The organism is Rhodococcus sp. SORGH_AS_0301, from assembly GCF_030818285.1.
Taxonomy (GTDB): domain Bacteria; phylum Actinomycetota; class Actinomycetes; order Mycobacteriales; family Mycobacteriaceae; genus Rhodococcoides.
Genome location: NZ_JAUTAC010000002.1, coordinates 2,026,309 through 2,042,457, shown reverse-complemented (window position 1 = coordinate 2,042,457; position 16,149 = coordinate 2,026,309). Strand labels below are relative to the sequence as shown.

Annotated in this window: 11 protein-coding genes, 1 rRNA gene and 1 pseudogene; all 13 read left to right on the top strand. The window is 67.5% G+C overall.

The features are described from left to right. The first annotated feature begins 37 nt into the window (after positions 1–37). The 13 genes and pseudogenes from argC to QE397_RS10120 all read left to right on the top strand — a co-directional run bounded on the left by argC (position 38) and on the right by QE397_RS10120 (position 15,973). Positions 38–1,096, top strand: coding sequence for an N-acetyl-gamma-glutamyl-phosphate reductase (argC, locus tag QE397_RS10180; protein WP_156380537.1), 1,059 nt, complete (start codon positions 38–40; stop codon positions 1,094–1,096). Then, a complete protein-coding gene (gene argJ, locus QE397_RS10175; protein ID WP_307093166.1) occupies positions 1,093–2,334 on the top strand; it encodes a bifunctional glutamate N-acetyltransferase/amino-acid acetyltransferase ArgJ in 1,242 nt (413 codons plus the stop codon). The genes argC and argJ overlap by 4 nt, the downstream gene beginning before the upstream one ends. Then, entirely contained in the window at positions 2,331–3,233 is a 903-nt protein-coding gene (argB, locus tag QE397_RS10170) for an acetylglutamate kinase (protein WP_027506740.1), read from the top strand. The genes argJ and argB overlap by 4 nt, the downstream gene beginning before the upstream one ends. After that, complete coding sequence (locus QE397_RS10165; protein WP_307093164.1) at positions 3,230–4,438, top strand: acetylornithine transaminase; 1,209 nt, start codon at positions 3,230–3,232, stop codon at positions 4,436–4,438. Before argB ends, QE397_RS10165 begins: the two co-directional genes overlap by 4 nt. Next, positions 4,435–5,382 carry an ornithine carbamoyltransferase gene (argF, locus tag QE397_RS10160; protein ID WP_027506738.1) on the top strand — a complete coding sequence of 316 codons (948 nt, stop codon included), beginning with the start codon at positions 4,435–4,437 and terminating at the stop codon, positions 5,380–5,382. Before QE397_RS10165 ends, argF begins: the two co-directional genes overlap by 4 nt. Next, positions 5,361–5,882: an arginine repressor gene (locus QE397_RS10155; protein ID WP_197027837.1), complete on the top strand. Its 522-nt coding sequence runs from the start codon at positions 5,361–5,363 to the stop codon at positions 5,880–5,882. The genes argF and QE397_RS10155 overlap by 22 nt, the downstream gene beginning before the upstream one ends. 53 nt (positions 5,883–5,935) lie before the next feature. After that, positions 5,936–7,162 carry an argininosuccinate synthase gene (locus QE397_RS10150; protein WP_222638613.1) on the top strand — a complete coding sequence of 409 codons (1,227 nt, stop codon included), beginning with the start codon at positions 5,936–5,938 and terminating at the stop codon, positions 7,160–7,162. Next, a complete protein-coding gene (gene argH / locus QE397_RS10145) occupies positions 7,159–8,586 on the top strand; it encodes an argininosuccinate lyase (RefSeq protein WP_027506735.1) in 1,428 nt (475 codons plus the stop codon). Before QE397_RS10150 ends, argH begins: the two co-directional genes overlap by 4 nt. A 109-nt stretch (positions 8,587–8,695) precedes the next feature. Further along, a pseudogene (locus tag QE397_RS10140) lies at positions 8,696–11,654 on the top strand (AMP-binding protein). Positions 11,655–11,703: 49 nt separating this feature from the next. Continuing rightward, positions 11,704–11,928 (top strand): Trm112 family protein, encoded by a 225-nt coding sequence (locus QE397_RS10135; RefSeq protein WP_307093159.1) that lies wholly within the window; start codon positions 11,704–11,706, stop codon positions 11,926–11,928. A gap of 31 nt (positions 11,929–11,959) precedes the next feature. Beyond that, a complete protein-coding gene (locus QE397_RS10130; RefSeq protein WP_307093157.1) occupies positions 11,960–12,607 on the top strand; it encodes a DNA-3-methyladenine glycosylase in 648 nt (215 codons plus the stop codon). Between the two features lie 44 nt (positions 12,608–12,651). Next, on the top strand, positions 12,652–13,920 hold the full coding sequence (tyrS, locus tag QE397_RS10125) for a tyrosine--tRNA ligase (RefSeq protein WP_307093154.1): 1,269 nt from the start codon (positions 12,652–12,654) through the stop codon (positions 13,918–13,920). A gap of 534 nt (positions 13,921–14,454) precedes the next feature. Beyond that, a 16S ribosomal RNA gene (locus QE397_RS10120) occupies positions 14,455–15,973 on the top strand. Positions 15,974–16,149: the final 176 nt, after the last annotated feature.

Sequence of the window (16,149 nt, the reverse complement as noted above, 5' to 3'; positions counted from 1 at the left end):
TTTTGAATGAGCTTGCACCGTCATGCATAATCATCGTATGGACAGTGCATCGACATCGACGGGCACCCGGGTGGCCGTCGCGGGCGCCAGTGGCTACGCGGGTGGCGAGATCCTGCGTCTGCTGCTCGGACACCCGGCAGTGCTCGACGGCCGGATGACCATCGGCGCCCTGACGGCCGGTGGAAACGCCGGAACCACGCTGGGGCAACACCATCCGCATCTCGTTCCGCTCGCGGACCGCGTGCTGGTGGACACGGACGCCGCGGCCCTGGAGGGGCACGACGTCGTGTTCCTCGGGCTCCCGCACGGGAAGTCAGCCGCCCTCGCCGAACAGCTGTCGGACTCCACGCTGATCATCGACTGCGGTGCCGACTTCCGGTTGACCGACGCCGCCGCCTGGGATCGCTGGTACGGCGGGGAACACGCCGGACACTGGCCCTACGGCATGCCCGAGTTGCCCGGTGGTCGGGACGCCCTGGTCGGAGCGACGCGCATCGCGGTCCCGGGGTGCTATCCCACGGCCTCGTCGCTGGCTCTGGCGCCCGCGTTCGCTGCCGGCATGGTCGAGCCCCGCGTGACCGTGGTGGCCGTGAGCGGCACCTCCGGCGCCGGTCGTGCGGCGAAGCCGGACCTGCTGGGTTCCGAGGTCATGGGGTCGGTCCGTGCCTACGGTATCGCCGGTGCACATCGCCACACGCCGGAGATCACGCAGAACTTGTCCGCCATCGCCGGCACCGAGGTGATCGTGTCGTTCACTCCCGTGCTGGCTCCGATGCCGCGCGGCATCCTGGCGACGTGCACCGCTCCGACGACAGTGTCGGCCTCCGAGGCGCGTGCGGTCTACGAGAAGTACTGCGCCGACGAACCTTTCCTCCACCTTCTCCCGGAGGGTCAGCTGCCGCAGACGGGGTCGGTGCTCGGGTCCAACGCGGTCCACCTGCAGGTGGCGGTCGACGAGGACGCGGGACTGCTCGTGGTCCTCGCCGCCATCGACAATCTGACGAAGGGCACCGCCGGTGCCGCGGTGCAGTCGATGAACATCGCTCTCGGACTCCCCGAGAGCGCCGGACTCTCCACGGTGGGAACAGCACCATGACCGACCACAGCCAGTCCTCTCCCGACGCCCCCACGCGCGCTCCCGGGGTTCTCGTCCGCACACAGGGTGTGACGTCGGCAGCGGGATTCAGGGCCGCCGGGGTCGAGGCCGGTCTCCGGGCCAAGGGGGGCCTCGACGTCGCCCTCGTGGTCAACGAGGGCCCCGATCTGGCAGCGGCCGGTGTCTTCACCCTGAACAAGATCAAGGCTGCGCCCGTCCTGTGGTCACAGCAGGTGCTGACCTCCGGTCGGCTCCGCGCCGTCGTCCTGAACTCGGGCGGCGCCAACGCCTGCACCGGCGCGCCCGGATTCCAGGACACGCACCGTACCGCTGAGCACCTCGCATCGACCCTCAGCGACTGGGGAACTGAGACGGGCGCCGGCGAGATCGCCGTGTGTTCGACCGGACTGATCGGCGACCGGTTGCCCATGGACAAGGTGCTCGGCGGTGTCACCGAGGTGGTGCACGAGCTCGCCGGAGGCATCTCGGGCGGCACCGATGCGGCCTACGCGATCATGACGACCGACACCCGGCCGAAGCAGGCCGCGATCCACCACGAGAACGGCTGGAACGTGGGCGGCATGGCCAAGGGCGCCGGCATGCTGGCGCCCTCGCTGGCGACGATGCTGTGTGTCGTCACCACGGACGCGGTGGCTAGCGCCGATCAGCTCGATCGCGCCCTCCGGCACGCGACGGCACAGTCCTTCGACCGACTCGACGTGGACGGCGCGACCTCCACGAACGACACGGTGCTGCTCCTCGCGTCCGGTGCCAGCGGCATCGAGACGACACAGGAGGAACTCGACGCCGCTGTCCTCGCGGTGTGCGACGACCTCGCGGATCAGCTGATGGCCGATGCGGAGGGCGTGACCAAGCGGATCATCGTCAGGGTCGGTGGTGCCGAGTCCGAACAGGACGCACTAGTGGCGGCGCGAACCATCGCACGCGATTCCCTCGTCAAGACGGCGCTGTTCGGCTCCGATCCCAACTGGGGCCGCGTTCTCGCCGCTGTGGGCATCGCGCCGGTCGCGCTCGATCCCGATCGCATCGTCGTGTCGTTCAACGGCAATCCCGTGTGCGTCGACAGCATGGGTGTGCCCGGCGCTCGTGAGGTCGATCTCTCGGCCGTCGACATCACGGTCGAGGTGGACCTCGGTGTCGGCTCCGCGTCGGCGTCGATCAGGACCACGGATCTGTCGCACGCCTACGTCGAAGAGAACTCGGCGTACTCGTCATGACGTCGTCCGAGCCCGTGTCCGCACACGACACCGCACGCATCCTCGCCGGCGCCCTCCCGTGGCTCCAGCAGTGGACGGGCAAGGTCGTCGTGGTCAAGTACGGCGGCAACGCCATGATCGACGATCGACTCAAGGCCGCGTTCGCGGCCGACATGGCGTTCCTGCGCACCGTCGGTATCCACCCGGTGGTCGTGCACGGCGGCGGTCCCCAGATCACCGCCATGCTCACTCGACTCGGACTGGTGGGGGAGTTCCGCGGCGGCTTCCGCGTGACGACGCCCGAAGTGATGGACGTCGTGCGCATGGTCCTGTTCGGGCAGGTCGGTCGCGAGCTGGTCGGACTGATCAACGCGCACGGCCCCTACGCTGTCGGCATCTCCGGCGAGGACGCGCACCTGTTCACGGCGACTCGACGCACCGTGACCGTCGACGGTGTCGCCACCGACATCGGTCTGGTGGGCGACGTGACGACGGTGAATCCCGCTGCGGTGCACGACCTCATCGAGGCCGGGCGCATCCCGGTCGTCTCGACTATCGCTCCCGACGCGGACGGCGTCGTGCACAACATCAACGCGGACACCGCGGCCGCGGCCCTCGCGGAGGCGCTCGGCGCGCAGAAGCTCGTCGTCCTCACCGACGTCGAGGGGCTCTACACGAACTGGCCGGACCGCGGGTCGCTCGTCTCGGAGATCGAGGCGGACGTCCTCGCCGAACTGCTGCCCGGCCTGGACGCCGGCATGGTCCCCAAGATGGAGGCGTGTCTGCGCGCGGTGCGCGGGGGAGTTCCCAGCGCCCATGTCATCGACGGTCGACTCGAGCACTCCGTGCTCCTGGAACTGTTCACCGGCGAGGGCATCGGCACGATGGTGCACGACGGCAGTACGAGAGGACGGGCATGACCAGCACGGAGCAACTGCAGCAACGCTTCTCGAATGCGCTGATGAACAACTACGGCGTGCCGCGCGTGGCGCTGGTCGGCGGTTCGGGAGCCGTGGTGACGGACGCCGACGGCAAGGAGTACCTCGATCTCCTCGCCGGGATCGCGGTCAACATCCTCGGCCACGGACATCCTGCCGTCGTCGAGGCGGTCTCCGCCCAGCTGACGACGCTGGGCCACACGTCCAACCTCTACGCGGCGCCGCCGTCGATCGAACTGGCGGAGCACCTCCTCGAGCACCTCGGTCACGCGGCCGGCGGCGATGCTCGGGTGTTCCTCTGCAACTCCGGCACCGAGGCGAACGAGGCCGCCTTCAAGATCGCGCGTCTCACGGGTCGACCGAACATCATCGCGGCGGAGAACGCGTTCCACGGTCGGACCATGGGAGCCCTCGCGCTCACGGGGCAGGCGGACAAGCGGGCTCCGTTCGAGCCCATGCCCGCCGGTGTGTCGCACGTTCCCTACGGCGACATCGCCGCGCTCGAGGCGGCGGTCAACGAGAACACGGCCGCCGTCTTCCTCGAACCGATCATGGGTGAGGGCGGAGTCGTCGTCCCGCCGGAGGGCTATCTGCCCGCAGCGCGCGAGATCACTGCGCGCCACGGCGCCCTGCTGATCCTCGACGAGGTCCAGACGGGCATCGGCCGTACGGGGTGGTTCTACGCCCATCAGCGGTTCGGCATCGTCCCGGACGTCATCACCCTGGCGAAGGGGCTGGGCGGGGGACTGCCCATCGGCGCCTGCATCGGCATCGGCCCGGCAGCCGCCATGCTCACCCCGGGCAAGCACGGGACCACGTTCGGTGGCAACCCGGTGTGTTCGGCGGCGGCCCTGGCGGTGCTGCGCACTCTCGCGTCCGAGGATCTGCTCTCGCACGCCGACCGGCTGGGCAAGATCCTGCGACACGACATCGAGGCGCTCGGACATCCCCTCGTCGATCACGTACGGGGTGCGGGCCTTCTGCTGGGCATCGTCCTCACCGAGCCGGTGGCGGCCGATGTCGAGACCGCGGCCCGCCACGCAGGCTTCCTGGTGAACGCGGCGCAGGCGAACGTCCTGCGTCTGGCGCCGCCCCTGATCATCACGGACGAGCAGGCAGCATCGTTCGTCCGTGCACTTCCCGCGGTCCTCGACGAGGCGCGGCCGACAGCAGAGGCGACCTCGTGACACTGCGGCACTTCCTTCGAGACGACGATCTCTCCCCCGAGGAGCAGGCCGAGATCCTCGCTCTCGCAGCCGAACTCAAGAAGGCACCGTTCTCGCGGCGCCCGCTGGAGGGTCCGCGCGGCGTCGGCGTCATCTTCGAGAAGAACTCGACGCGCACCCGCTTCTCGTTCGAGATGGGCATCGCGCAGCTCGGCGGCCACGCAGTGGTCGTCGACGGCCGCAGCACGCAGCTCGGACGCGAGGAGACGCTGCAGGACACCGGGCGCGTGCTGTCCCGCTACGTCGACGCCGTCGTATGGCGCACGTTCGGGCAGAAGCGCCTCGAGCAGATGGCGACGGGGGCGAGCGTGCCCATCGTCAACGCGCTGTCCGACGATTTCCACCCCTGCCAGGTGCTGGCCGATCTCCAGACGCTCGCCGAGCGCAAGGGATCGTTGAGAGGTCTGCGCCTCTCGTACTTCGGCGACGGTGCCAACAACATGGCGCACTCCCTCATGCTCGGCGCCGTCACCGCCGGCGTCGACGTCACGATCGCCGCCCCGGAGGGCTTCGTGCCGGACCCGTCGGTGCTGGCTGCCACGCAGGAGCGCGGTGAGCGGACGGGAGCGAGCGTGACCGTCACGAACGATCCGATCGCCGCCGCGACCGGAGCCGACGTGCTGGTCACCGACACGTGGACATCGATGGGACAGGAGAACGACGGCCTGGACCGCGTCGGACCCCTCCGCCCGTTCCAGATCAACGAGTCGCTGCTCGACCGTGCCGACTCGGAGGCACTCGTCCTGCACTGCCTCCCGGCCCACCGCGGCGAGGAGATCAGCGACACGGTGCTCGACGGCCCTCGCAGCGTCGTGTGGGACGAAGCCGAGAACCGGTTGCACGCACAGAAGGCCGTCCTGGTGTGGCTACTCGAGCAGGCGGCATCGGGACGACGGACGCCGTGACCGCCGAGTCGCAGGGCCCGGTGACGTCGTCGACGCGCGCCGGGCGCCAGGCGCGCGTCGTGGCCCTGCTCTCCACCCACCAGGTCCGATCGCAGCAGGAACTCCAGTCGCTGCTCGCGGCGGAGGGGATCGAGGCCACCCAGGCCACTCTCTCCCGCGATCTCGACGAGTTGGGCGCCGTCAAACTTCGCGCCGCCGACGGCGGTGCGGGCGTCTACGTCGTTCCCGAGGACGGCAGCCCGGTCCGAGGGGTCGCGGGCGGCACCGATCGGCTCTCCCGGCTGCTCGGCGAGTTGCTCGTCTCCACCGACGCCAGCTCCACGATGGCCGTTCTCCGCACGCCGCCCGGAGCCGCGCACTATCTCGCCAGTGCACTGGACCGGGCGGCACTGCCCGAGATTGTGGGAACGGTCGCGGGGGATGACACCATCTTCGTGATTGCCCGCGATCCGCTGTCCGGACGCGAGCTCGCCGACCGCATCGAGAATCTCGCGCGCTGAACCACCAGTCCGAATCCCAGAACGTCCGAATCACACGAAGGAGCACACACCCCATGGCCGAACGCGTCATCCTCGCCTACTCCGGCGGTCTCGACACCTCTGTCGCCATCAGCTGGATCGGCCGCGAGACCGGCAAGGAGGTGGTCGCCGTGGCGATCGACCTCGGCCAGGGTGGCGAGGACATGGAGGTCATCCGGCAGCGCGCACTCGACTGCGGCGCTGTCGAAGCCGTCGTCGTCGACGCTCGGGACGAGTTCGCGGACGAGTACTGCCTGCCGACCATCCAGTCGAACGCCCTCTACATGGACCGCTACCCGCTGGTGTCGGCCATCAGCCGTCCCCTCATCGTCAAGCACCTCGTCGAGAATGCGCGCTCGCACGGCGGCACCGTCGTGGCTCACGGCTGCACCGGCAAGGGCAACGACCAGGTCCGCTTCGAGGTCGGCTTCAACACGCTCGCGCCCGAGCTCGAGGTGCTGGCCCCCGTGCGCGACTACGCCTGGACCCGCGAGAAGGCCATCGCCTTCGCCGAGGAGAACAGCATCCCCATCAACGTCACCAAGAAGTCGCCGTTCTCGATCGACCAGAACGTGTGGGGTCGCGCCGTGGAGACCGGGTTCCTCGAGGATCTGTGGAACGCCCCGACCAAGGACGTCTACGACTACACCGAGGATCCGACGGCCAACTTCAACGCGCCGGACGAGCTGGTCATCACATTCGACAAGGGACGTCCGACCGCCATCGACGGCCGCCCGGTGTCGGTGCTGCAGGCGATCCAGGAACTGAACACCCGTGCGGGCAAGCAGGGTGTCGGCCGCCTCGACGTGGTCGAGGACCGGCTCGTCGGCATCAAGAGCCGCGAGGTCTACGAGGCTCCCGGCGCCATGGTCCTGATCCGTGCCCACGAGGAGCTCGAGCACGTCACCCTCGAACGCGAGCTCGGCCGCTACAAGCGGCACACGGACCAGAAGTGGGCCGAGCAGGTCTACGACGGCCTGTGGTTCTCGCCGCTCAAGGGTGCACTCGACACCTTCGTCCAGCACACCCAGGAGCACGTGTCCGGCGAGATCCGCTTGGTGCTGCACGCCGGCACCGTCGTCGTGAACGGTCGTCGCAGCGGGGAGTCGCTGTACGACTTCAACCTCGCGACCTACGACGCGGGCGACACCTTCGATCAGTCGTCGGCCAAGGGCTTCGTGCAGCTGCACGGCCTGTCGTCCAAGATCGCCGCCAGCCGTGACCGTGGCGCGGTGGCGGCGCAGGGACAGTCGGACCTGTGACGTCACCCGCTCACGGCACCAACGCGGGCGCTCTGTGGGGTGGGCGCTTCGCGTCGGGTCCCGCGGAAGCCATGGCGGCGCTGAGCAAGTCGACCCACTTCGACTGGGTGCTCGCCCCGTACGACGTCCGTGCCTCCAAGGCTCACGCACGTGTGCTCAACTCGGCCGGCCTACTGACGGCGGGCGATCTCGAGGCGATGCTCACCGGCCTCGATCAGCTCGCCGCCGACGTCGACTCGGGTGCGTTCGGTCCCGCAGAGTCCGACGAGGACGTGCACGGCGCACTCGAGCGCGGGCTGATCGACCGGGTCGGTCCCGAGCTCGGCGGCAGGTTGCGTGCCGGCAGGTCGCGCAACGACCAGGTCGCGACCCTGTTCCGGATGTGGCTGCGGGACGCGGTGCGGCGGGTGTCGGCGGGCGTGCTGGACGTGGTCGAGGCCCTCACCGCGCAGGCGCAGGCACATCCCGACGCGGCGATGCCGGGCAAGACGCACTCGCAGGCCGCGCAGCCGGTCCTGCTCGCGCATCATCTGCTCGCACACACCCATCCGCTGCTGCGGGACGTGCAGCGCTTCCGGGACTTCGACGGCCGCGCCGCGGTGTCGCCCTACGGTTCGGGCGCCCTGGCGGGCTCGTCGCTCGGACTCGACCCGGAGAAGATCGCCGCGGAGCTCGGGTTCGACGGTTCCGCGGAGAACTCGATCGACGCGACGAGTTCGCGCGACTTCGCCGCCGAGGCGGCGTTCGTCCTGGCCATGACTGCCGTGGACCTGTCGCGTCTCGCCGAGGAGATCGTGTCGTGGAGCACCCCGGAGTACGGCTACGTGACACTCGCCGACGCATGGTCGACGGGCAGTTCGATCATGCCGCAGAAGAAGAACCCGGACGTCGCGGAGCTCACGCGCGGCAAGACCGGGCGACTGATCGGCAATCTCACCGGTCTGCTCGCGACGCTCAAGGCTCAGCCCCTCGCGTACAACCGTGATCTGCAGGAGGACAAGGAGCCCGTCTTCGACTCGGTGCTCCAGCTCGAGATGCTTCTGCCCGCCCTGACCGGGTTGGTGTCCACCCTCACCTTCCACACCGACCGGCTGCGCGAGCTGGCGCCGGCGGGATTCACGCTGGCGACGGACATCGCCGAGTGGCTCGTCCGCAACGGTGTGCCGTTCCGGCACGCCCACGAGGTGGCAGGCGACTGCGTGCGACGTGCGGAGTCGCGCGGTGTGGGTCTGGACGAACTGACCGACGAGGAGTTCGCGACGATCGACCCGGCGCTCACACCGGAGGTCCGCTCGGTGCTCACCGTCGACGGATCCATCGGCTCGCGGGACAGCCGCGGCGGTACCGCGCCCGCGCGGGTGGCGGAGCAGATCATCGTGGTCCAACGCACCGCGGGCGAGCTCAGGACGTGGATCACGGCCTGACAGGACGACCCGATCCGAGCGGTCGGAGTGGTGTGAGACGCTGTGTCCTCATCGGTCGACGAGTCGTGGACCACACCGACCGAATCGATGCCGCCTTCGAGGAGTGCAGTTGCTGGGAATCGACACCGGGTCGGTCGCGACGTCGTTGCGGCGTGTGGTCGCCACGGCGCAGAACGGGCTCGAGGTCATCCGTCTCGGGGGACTCGAGACGGATGCCGTTCCGTCTCCCTTCTCGGTGGTCGCGCGCGATCGTATGTACCGGCTGCGTCGGTACTTCCCGGAGTCCGAGCAGACGGGTCCGCCCGTCGTGCTCGTACCGCCGATGATGATGTCGGCCGACGTCTACGACGTCACCCGCGACCAGGGCGGCGTCGGTATCCTGCACGAGGCGGGGATGGACCCCTGGGTGGTCGACTTCGGTTCGCCGGCCACCGAGGAGGGCGGGTGGAACCGGACGCTGGCGGACCACATCGTCGCGATCAGCGAGATCATCGACATCGTCGCCGAGCGAACGGGTCGCGAGGTCCACCTCGGTGGGTACTCGCAGGGCGGCATGTTCTGTTACCAGGCCGCCGCGTACCGCTCGAGTCGCGACATCGCCAGCATCATCACGTTCGGCAGTCCGGTGGACACCCTCGCGGCGCTCCCTCTCGGGATCCCGGCGAACGTGGCCACCAAGGGTGCCGAGTTCCTCGCCGAGCACGTGTTCACGCGTCTCGCGGTGACCGACTGGATGGCCCGCACCGGGTTCCAGTTGCTCGACCCGGCCAAGACCGTCAAGTCGCGCATCGACTTCCTGCTCCAGCTCCACGACCGGGACGCGCTCCTGCCCCGCGAGTCCCAGCGCCGGTTCCTCGCGATGGACGGGTGGGTCGCCTGGTCGGGCCCGGCGGTCGCGGAACTGTTGACGCAGTTCGTCGTGCACAACCGCATGATGACGGGTGGGTTCTCCATCCGCGGCAAGGTCGTCTCGCTCGCGGAACTGACCATGCCGATCCTCGCGTTCGTGGGGGAGGTCGACGACATCGGCCAACCGCTCGCGGTGCGCGGCATCCGCAAGGCGGCTCCGCGGGCCAAGGTGTACGAAGCAGGGCTCCGCGCCGGGCACTTCGGACTGGTGGTGGGGAGCACCGCAGCCACGCAGACGTGGCCGAGCACGGCGGGGTGGATCCGGTGGCGCGAGGGCCTGGGGCCGCGGCCGGTCGAGGTGCACGCCATGGGGTACGACGAGCACCCGGCCTCGGAGAGCGGCGTGTCGGTGGGAAATCGTCTCGTCCACACCGCGGCCACCATCGCCGAGGTCGGCCTGGGTCTCGGTCGCGGCATCGCCTCGGCGGCGGCCGGGGGCCGTGAAGGGGTCTCGTGAGATCTCGTCCGAGGCCGCTCGCACACTGCCCCGTCTCGCCAGACTCGGCCAGCTGCAACCTCATTCGCAGGTCTCCCTCGGTCGTCTGCTCGGTGAGCAGGCTCGGCGCGCGAGTGCCGGTGAGTGCTTCGTGTTCGACGACCGTGTGTACTCCTACGCCGCCGTGGACCAGCGCATCGACAACGTGGTGCGCGGCCTGATCGTCAACGGTGTACGCCCCGCGATGCACGTCGGAGTGCTGATGGAGACACGTCCGAGCGCACTCGCCGCCGTCGCCGCACTGTCCCGCATCGGTGCGGTGGCCGTCATGCTGCAGCCCACCAGCGATCTCTCGGCGTCGCTGCGACTCGGGCGCGTCGAACTGCTGATCGTCGACCCCGACAATCTGGCCGGATCCGTCGACCACGGACTGGACGTGCTGGTCCTGGGCGGCGGCGAGTCCCGCTCGCTCGACATCGAGGACTCCGACCTGGTCGTGGATCTCGAGCAGGTCGACCCGTCGACGGTGGAGTTGCCGGGGTGGTACGTCCCCAACCCCGGGCGCGCACGGGAACTCGCCTTCGTGCTGTTCAGCGGGAACGACGACACCCTGGATGCCAAGTTCATCACCAACTACCGCTGGGCTCTGTCGGCCTTCGGTACGGCCAGCTCCGCAGGTCTGTCCCGCGGCGACACCGTGTACTGCCTGGCGCCGCTGCACCATTCGGCCGGACTGCTCGTGGCGGTGGGCGGCGCGTTGGCGGGCGGGTCCCGCATCGCGCTGTCGCGCGGTGTCGAGCCCGAGCGCTTCGCGGACGAGGTGCAGCGCTACGGCGTCACGGTCGTGTCCTACACGTGGACCATGATGCGGGACATCCTGACGTCGGAGTCCCTTCCGCACCGAGGACAGCACGCCGTACGGCTCCTCATCGGATCGGGCATGCCCACCAACCTGTGGCGGCACACGCTCGAACGACTGGCACCTGCGCGGGTACTCGAGTTCTACGCGTCCACCGAGGGCGACGTCGTCCTCGCGAACGTGGCGGGAACGAAGATCGGGGCAAAGGGTCGCCCGCTGCCGGGCAGTGCACGGGTGGAACTCGCGGCATACGACGCCGTCTCGGGTCGGTACCTCGTGGACGAGCAGGGATTCGTCCGACACTGTGAGACCGGCGAACCCGGCCTGTTGCTCGGCCGCCCCGGACTGGACGACTCCAGCGGCGCGTTCATGCGTGGTGTCTTCAGTGCCGGCGACGTGTGGACTCCGACCAACCTGCTGTTCCGCCGGGACGAGGGCGGTGACTACTGGTTGCTCGGGCACAAGCGCTCGGTGATCACCACCGCACGCGGACCCGTCTACCCGCAGCCGATAGCCGACGCGATCGGCGAGGCGGAGCCGGTGGACCTGGCCGTGGCGTACGGCATCGGGGAGCACGGTGACCAGTGGTCGGTGTGCGCGGTGACCGTGCGGGCGGGTCAGAACCTCACGGCATCGATGGTGTCGGACGCGCTGCTGGTGTTGGATCCGGCCGAGCGACCCGACGTCGTGCACGTGGTCGCGGACATCCCGCTGAGCCGCGCGTTCCGACCACTCGACGACACGCTGCGCGCTGCCGGACTGCCCGGTCCGGGGGTCAAGACCTGGTATCTGGCGTCGACGTCCGGCGAGTACAAGCGCATGACGAAGGCAGTGGCGGCGGAGCGCTTCACCGCGCATCAGTAGGGTGAGACCGCGTCGGAAGACCGACGCGACGACGGAACGAGGAGTCCTCTTGAGCGTCGATGCTCGCTTGCACAGCATTCTCGCCTGCCCGCAGGACAAGGGTCCGCTTCTGCTGATCCAGGACGAGCTGCTCTACAACCCCCGGCTGCGCCGTGTCTACCCCATCGAGAACGGCATTCCGGTGCTGCTCATCGACGATGCGCGTGACGCCACCGACGCCGAGCACGAGGACATTCTGGCTCGGGCGACCGCGCCCGATCCGATCGCGGAGTGACGGGAGCGACTGCGACTCGTCGATCGCCGACATGACCGGCCCCGTACTGCCGTCCGAACGACTTCTCGGGTCCGCGACTCCCGTCGACGCGGCGACGCGTCTGCTCGGCGCCAGTCTGACCTGCGCCGGCGTCACGCTGCGCATCGTCGAGGTGGAGGCGTACGGCGGAGATCCCGGCGGACCCTGGCCCGACCCCGCGGCGCACTCGTTCCGAGGCCCCACACCGCGCAACTCGGTCATGTTCGGGCCGCCCGGTCGCCTGTACGTCTATCTCAGCTACGGGATGCATCTGTGCGCGAACATCGTCTGTGGTCCTGACGGAACGGCCGGCGCCGTCCTGATCCGCGCGGGTGAGGTCGTCGACGGTCTCGCGGTCGCCAGGACGCGGCGGCCCCGCGCACCGGAGTTCGGTATTGCGCGCGGACCTGGCAACGTCGGGAGTGTTCTCGCACTGTCGTTAGCCCACAACGGTGTTCGTGTCTTCGCCGAGAGCGCGGAAGTGTCGGTGACGCTGTCGGACGAGACGGCGTCACCGGTACAGTCAGGTCCTCGTGTCGGCGTGTCCACCGCTCCCGACCGTCCGTGGCGTTTCTGGATTCCCTCGGTGGCCGTGTCTGCCTATAGACGGAGCCCGCGAGCTCCGACAGACCCCGCCGGGGAGCCCGGTACTCAGGCCTGAGGGCGCCGTCGGGTGACGTGCGCGCATGCGAAAGAATCAGCGGTGTGAGCATCATCGAGGACCTGACCTGGCGTGGACTGATAGCCCAGTCGACAGACATCGAGGCACTGACAGCGGCGACCACCGCGGACGCCCCGATCACCCTCTACGCGGGATTCGACCCGACGGGACCGAGCTTGCACGCAGGGCACCTCGTTCCGCTGCTGGTCCTGTCACGTTTCCAGCGTGCGGGTCATCGTCCGATCGTGTTGGCCGGCGGAGCGACCGGACTCATCGGTGATCCGCGTGACGTCGGCGAACGCATCATGAACTCGAGCGACACGGTGGCCGAGTGGGCCGATCGCATCAAGGGTCAGCTCTCTCGCTTCGTCGACTTCGAGGGTGCCGGCGGTGCGGTCATCGCGAACAACCTCGACTGGACCGCGTCGCTGTCGGCCATCGACTTCCTCCGCGACATCGGCAAGCACTTCTCCGTCAACGTGATGTTGGCGCGGGACACGGTGAAGAAGCGCCTCGAATCGGACGGGATGTCCTACACCGAGTTCAGCTACATGTTGTTGCAGGCGCAGGACTACCTGCACCTGCATCGGCAGCACGGTTGCACTTTGCAGGTCGGCGGATCGGATCAGTGGGGGAACATCGTCGCGGGCATCGATCTCACCCGACGTATGGACGGCGACGCCGTGCACGGACTGACCGTTCCTCTGGTCACTGCGGCGGACGGCACGAAGTTCGGTAAGTCCACCGGTGGCGGAAGCCTGTGGCTCGACCCCGAGATGACGTCGCCGTACGCCTGGTACCAGTACTTCGTGAACACGGCCGACGCCGACGTCGTGAAGTACCTGCGCTGGTTCACGTTCCTCGATCGTGACGAGCTGGCGGAACTCGAGGCGGCGACGGCAGAACGACCCCAGGCCCGCGCGGCGCAGAAGCGACTGGCGGCGGAGATGACGACGCTGGTGCACGGCGCGGACAACACCGCGGCCGTCGAACTTGCCAGCTCCGCCCTGTTCGGCCGGGGAGAGCTTCGCGACCTGGACGCGGGGACACTGTCGGCCGCGCTGTCGGAGACCGACGTCGCCGAGCTGCCGGCAGGGGAGGAGCGCACGATCGTCGACCTTCTTGTCGACACGTCGCTGTGCGAGTCGAAGGGCGCCGCCCGTCGTGTGGTGAAGGAGGGGGGAGTGTCGGTCAACAACCAGAAGATCGCTGCCGAGGACTGGACTCCCTCCGCGGACGACTTCCTGCACGGTGAGTGGCTGGTGCTGCGTCGGGGTAAGAAGAACATGGCCGGCGTACGGCGCTCGGTGTGAGCCACCCGTGCGCGGGGTCACAGTCGGGGTTCGAGCACTCGAAGGCCCGCGAGGCGCCGGAGCGGCGCGCTGACCTGCATGGTCGCGAGCCCGTCGTGTGGCCGACCTGCGGATTTGACGCACTGTTATCCGTCGCGTAACTTTTGTCGAGTCAGAGCGACACGGACACGGACCGAGACCGCAAGGCCTCGATCACCGGCTCCGTGGATCATCTGACATCCTGGTCAACGAAGAGTTCGAGTCTTGACTCGGCTCCGTGCGGCTGGCTAGGCTGGAACGGTTGCCCCGGATCCTCCTGCTTCGTGTGGGTGGTGGTGGTGTGTGCGTGTTCTTTGAGAACTCAACAGTGTGTCGATGAATGTCAGTGCCAATATTTTGTTGTGGTTTGCTGGTTCTTCTCCTTCTTCCCGTCGGGGAGGGACCGGTTCTTTTTTGTCAGCAATGGAGTTATTGCTGGCGTGAGTTTTATTGCTGGATTTGGCTCTCTAGTTTTCATTGGCTTCCTGGTTTCTAGCCGGGGGTTGATAAGAGTCTTCAACGGAGAGTTTGATCCTGGCTCAGGACGAACGCTGGCGGCGTGCTTAACACATGCAAGTCGAACGGTAAGGCCCTTCGGGGTACACGAGTGGCGAACGGGTGAGTAACACGTGGGTGATCTGCCCTGCACTTCGGGATAAGCCCGGGAAACTGGGTCTAATACCGGATAGTACTGCGCGGTGCATGCCGTGTGGTGGAAAGATTTATCGGTGCAGGATGGGCCCGCGGCCTATCAGCTTGTTGGTGGGGTAATGGCCTACCAAGGCGACGACGGGTAGCCGGCCTGAGAGGGCGACCGGCCACACTGGGACTGAGACACGGCCCAGACTCCTACGGGAGGCAGCAGTGGGGAATATTGCACAATGGGCGCAAGCCTGATGCAGCGACGCCGCGTGAGGGATGACGGCCTTCGGGTTGTAAACCTCTTTCAGCAGGGACGAAGCGCAAGTGACGGTACCTGCAGAAGAAGCACCGGCCAACTACGTGCCAGCAGCCGCGGTAATACGTAGGGTGCAAGCGTTGTCCGGAATTACTGGGCGTAAAGAGCTCGTAGGCGGTTTGTCGCGTCGTCTGTGAAAACCAGCAGCTCAACTGTTGGCTTGCAGGCGATACGGGCAGACTTGAGTATTTCAGGGGAGACTGGAATTCCTGGTGTAGCGGTGAAATGCGCAGATATCAGGAGGAACACCGGTGGCGAAGGCGGGTCTCTGGGAAATAACTGACGCTGAGGAGCGAAAGCGTGGGTAGCGAACAGGATTAGATACCCTGGTAGTCCACGCCGTAAACGGTGGGCGCTAGGTGTGGGTTTCCTTCCACGGGATCCGTGCCGTAGCTAACGCATTAAGCGCCCCGCCTGGGGAGTACGGCCGCAAGGCTAAAACTCAAAGGAATTGACGGGGGCCCGCACAAGCGGCGGAGCATGTGGATTAATTCGATGCAACGCGAAGAACCTTACCTGGGTTTGACATACACCGGAAAGCCGTAGAGATACGGCCCCCCTTGTGGTCGGTGTACAGGTGGTGCATGGCTGTCGTCAGCTCGTGTCGTGAGATGTTGGGTTAAGTCCCGCAACGAGCGCAACCCTTGTCCTGTGTTGCCAGCGGATTATGCCGGGGACTCGCAGGAGACTGCCGGGGTCAACTCGGAGGAAGGTGGGGACGACGTCAAGTCATCATGCCCCTTATGTCCAGGGCTTCACACATGCTACAATGGCCGGTACAGAGGGCTGCGATACCGTGAGGTGGAGCGAATCCCTTAAAGCCGGTCTCAGTTCGGATCGGGGTCTGCAACTCGACCCCGTGAAGTCGGAGTCGCTAGTAATCGCAGATCAGCAACGCTGCGGTGAATACGTTCCCGGGCCTTGTACACACCGCCCGTCACGTCATGAAAGTCGGTAACACCCGAAGCCGGTGGCCTAACCCCTTGTGGGAGGGAGCCGTCGAAGGTGGGATCGGCGATTGGGACGAAGTCGTAACAAGGTAGCCGTACCGGAAGGTGCGGCTGGATCACCTCCTTTCTAAGGAGCACATCTCGGGGCAGTACCACCCACACAGGTGGGAGGGACGCCCCGCAGAGACCGTTTCGTTCCCGTACGTGGAACGACGGACGCTCATGGGTGGAACACTGACAACCAGAGCCGGCAGTAGCGAACTTCCTCAGTGTTGTTCCGCTGGTTCTATATCGATGCACTGT

What these genes read in the sequence shown, in the direction of transcription:
- QE397_RS10165 (WP_307093164.1), top strand. Translation starts at nt 3,230, where the DNA reads ATGACCAGCACGGAGCAACTGCAGCAACGCTTCTCGAATGCGCTGATG.
- argC (WP_156380537.1), top strand. Translation starts at nt 38, where the DNA reads ATGGACAGTGCATCGACATCGACGGGCACCCGGGTGGCCGTCGCGGGC.
- argB (WP_027506740.1), top strand. Translation starts at nt 2,331, where the DNA reads ATGACGTCGTCCGAGCCCGTGTCCGCACACGACACCGCACGCATCCTC.
- QE397_RS10150 (WP_222638613.1), top strand. Translation starts at nt 5,936, where the DNA reads ATGGCCGAACGCGTCATCCTCGCCTACTCCGGCGGTCTCGACACCTCT.
- argJ (WP_307093166.1), top strand. Translation starts at nt 1,093, where the DNA reads ATGACCGACCACAGCCAGTCCTCTCCCGACGCCCCCACGCGCGCTCCC.
- QE397_RS10130 (WP_307093157.1), top strand. Translation starts at nt 11,960, where the DNA reads ATGACCGGCCCCGTACTGCCGTCCGAACGACTTCTCGGGTCCGCGACT.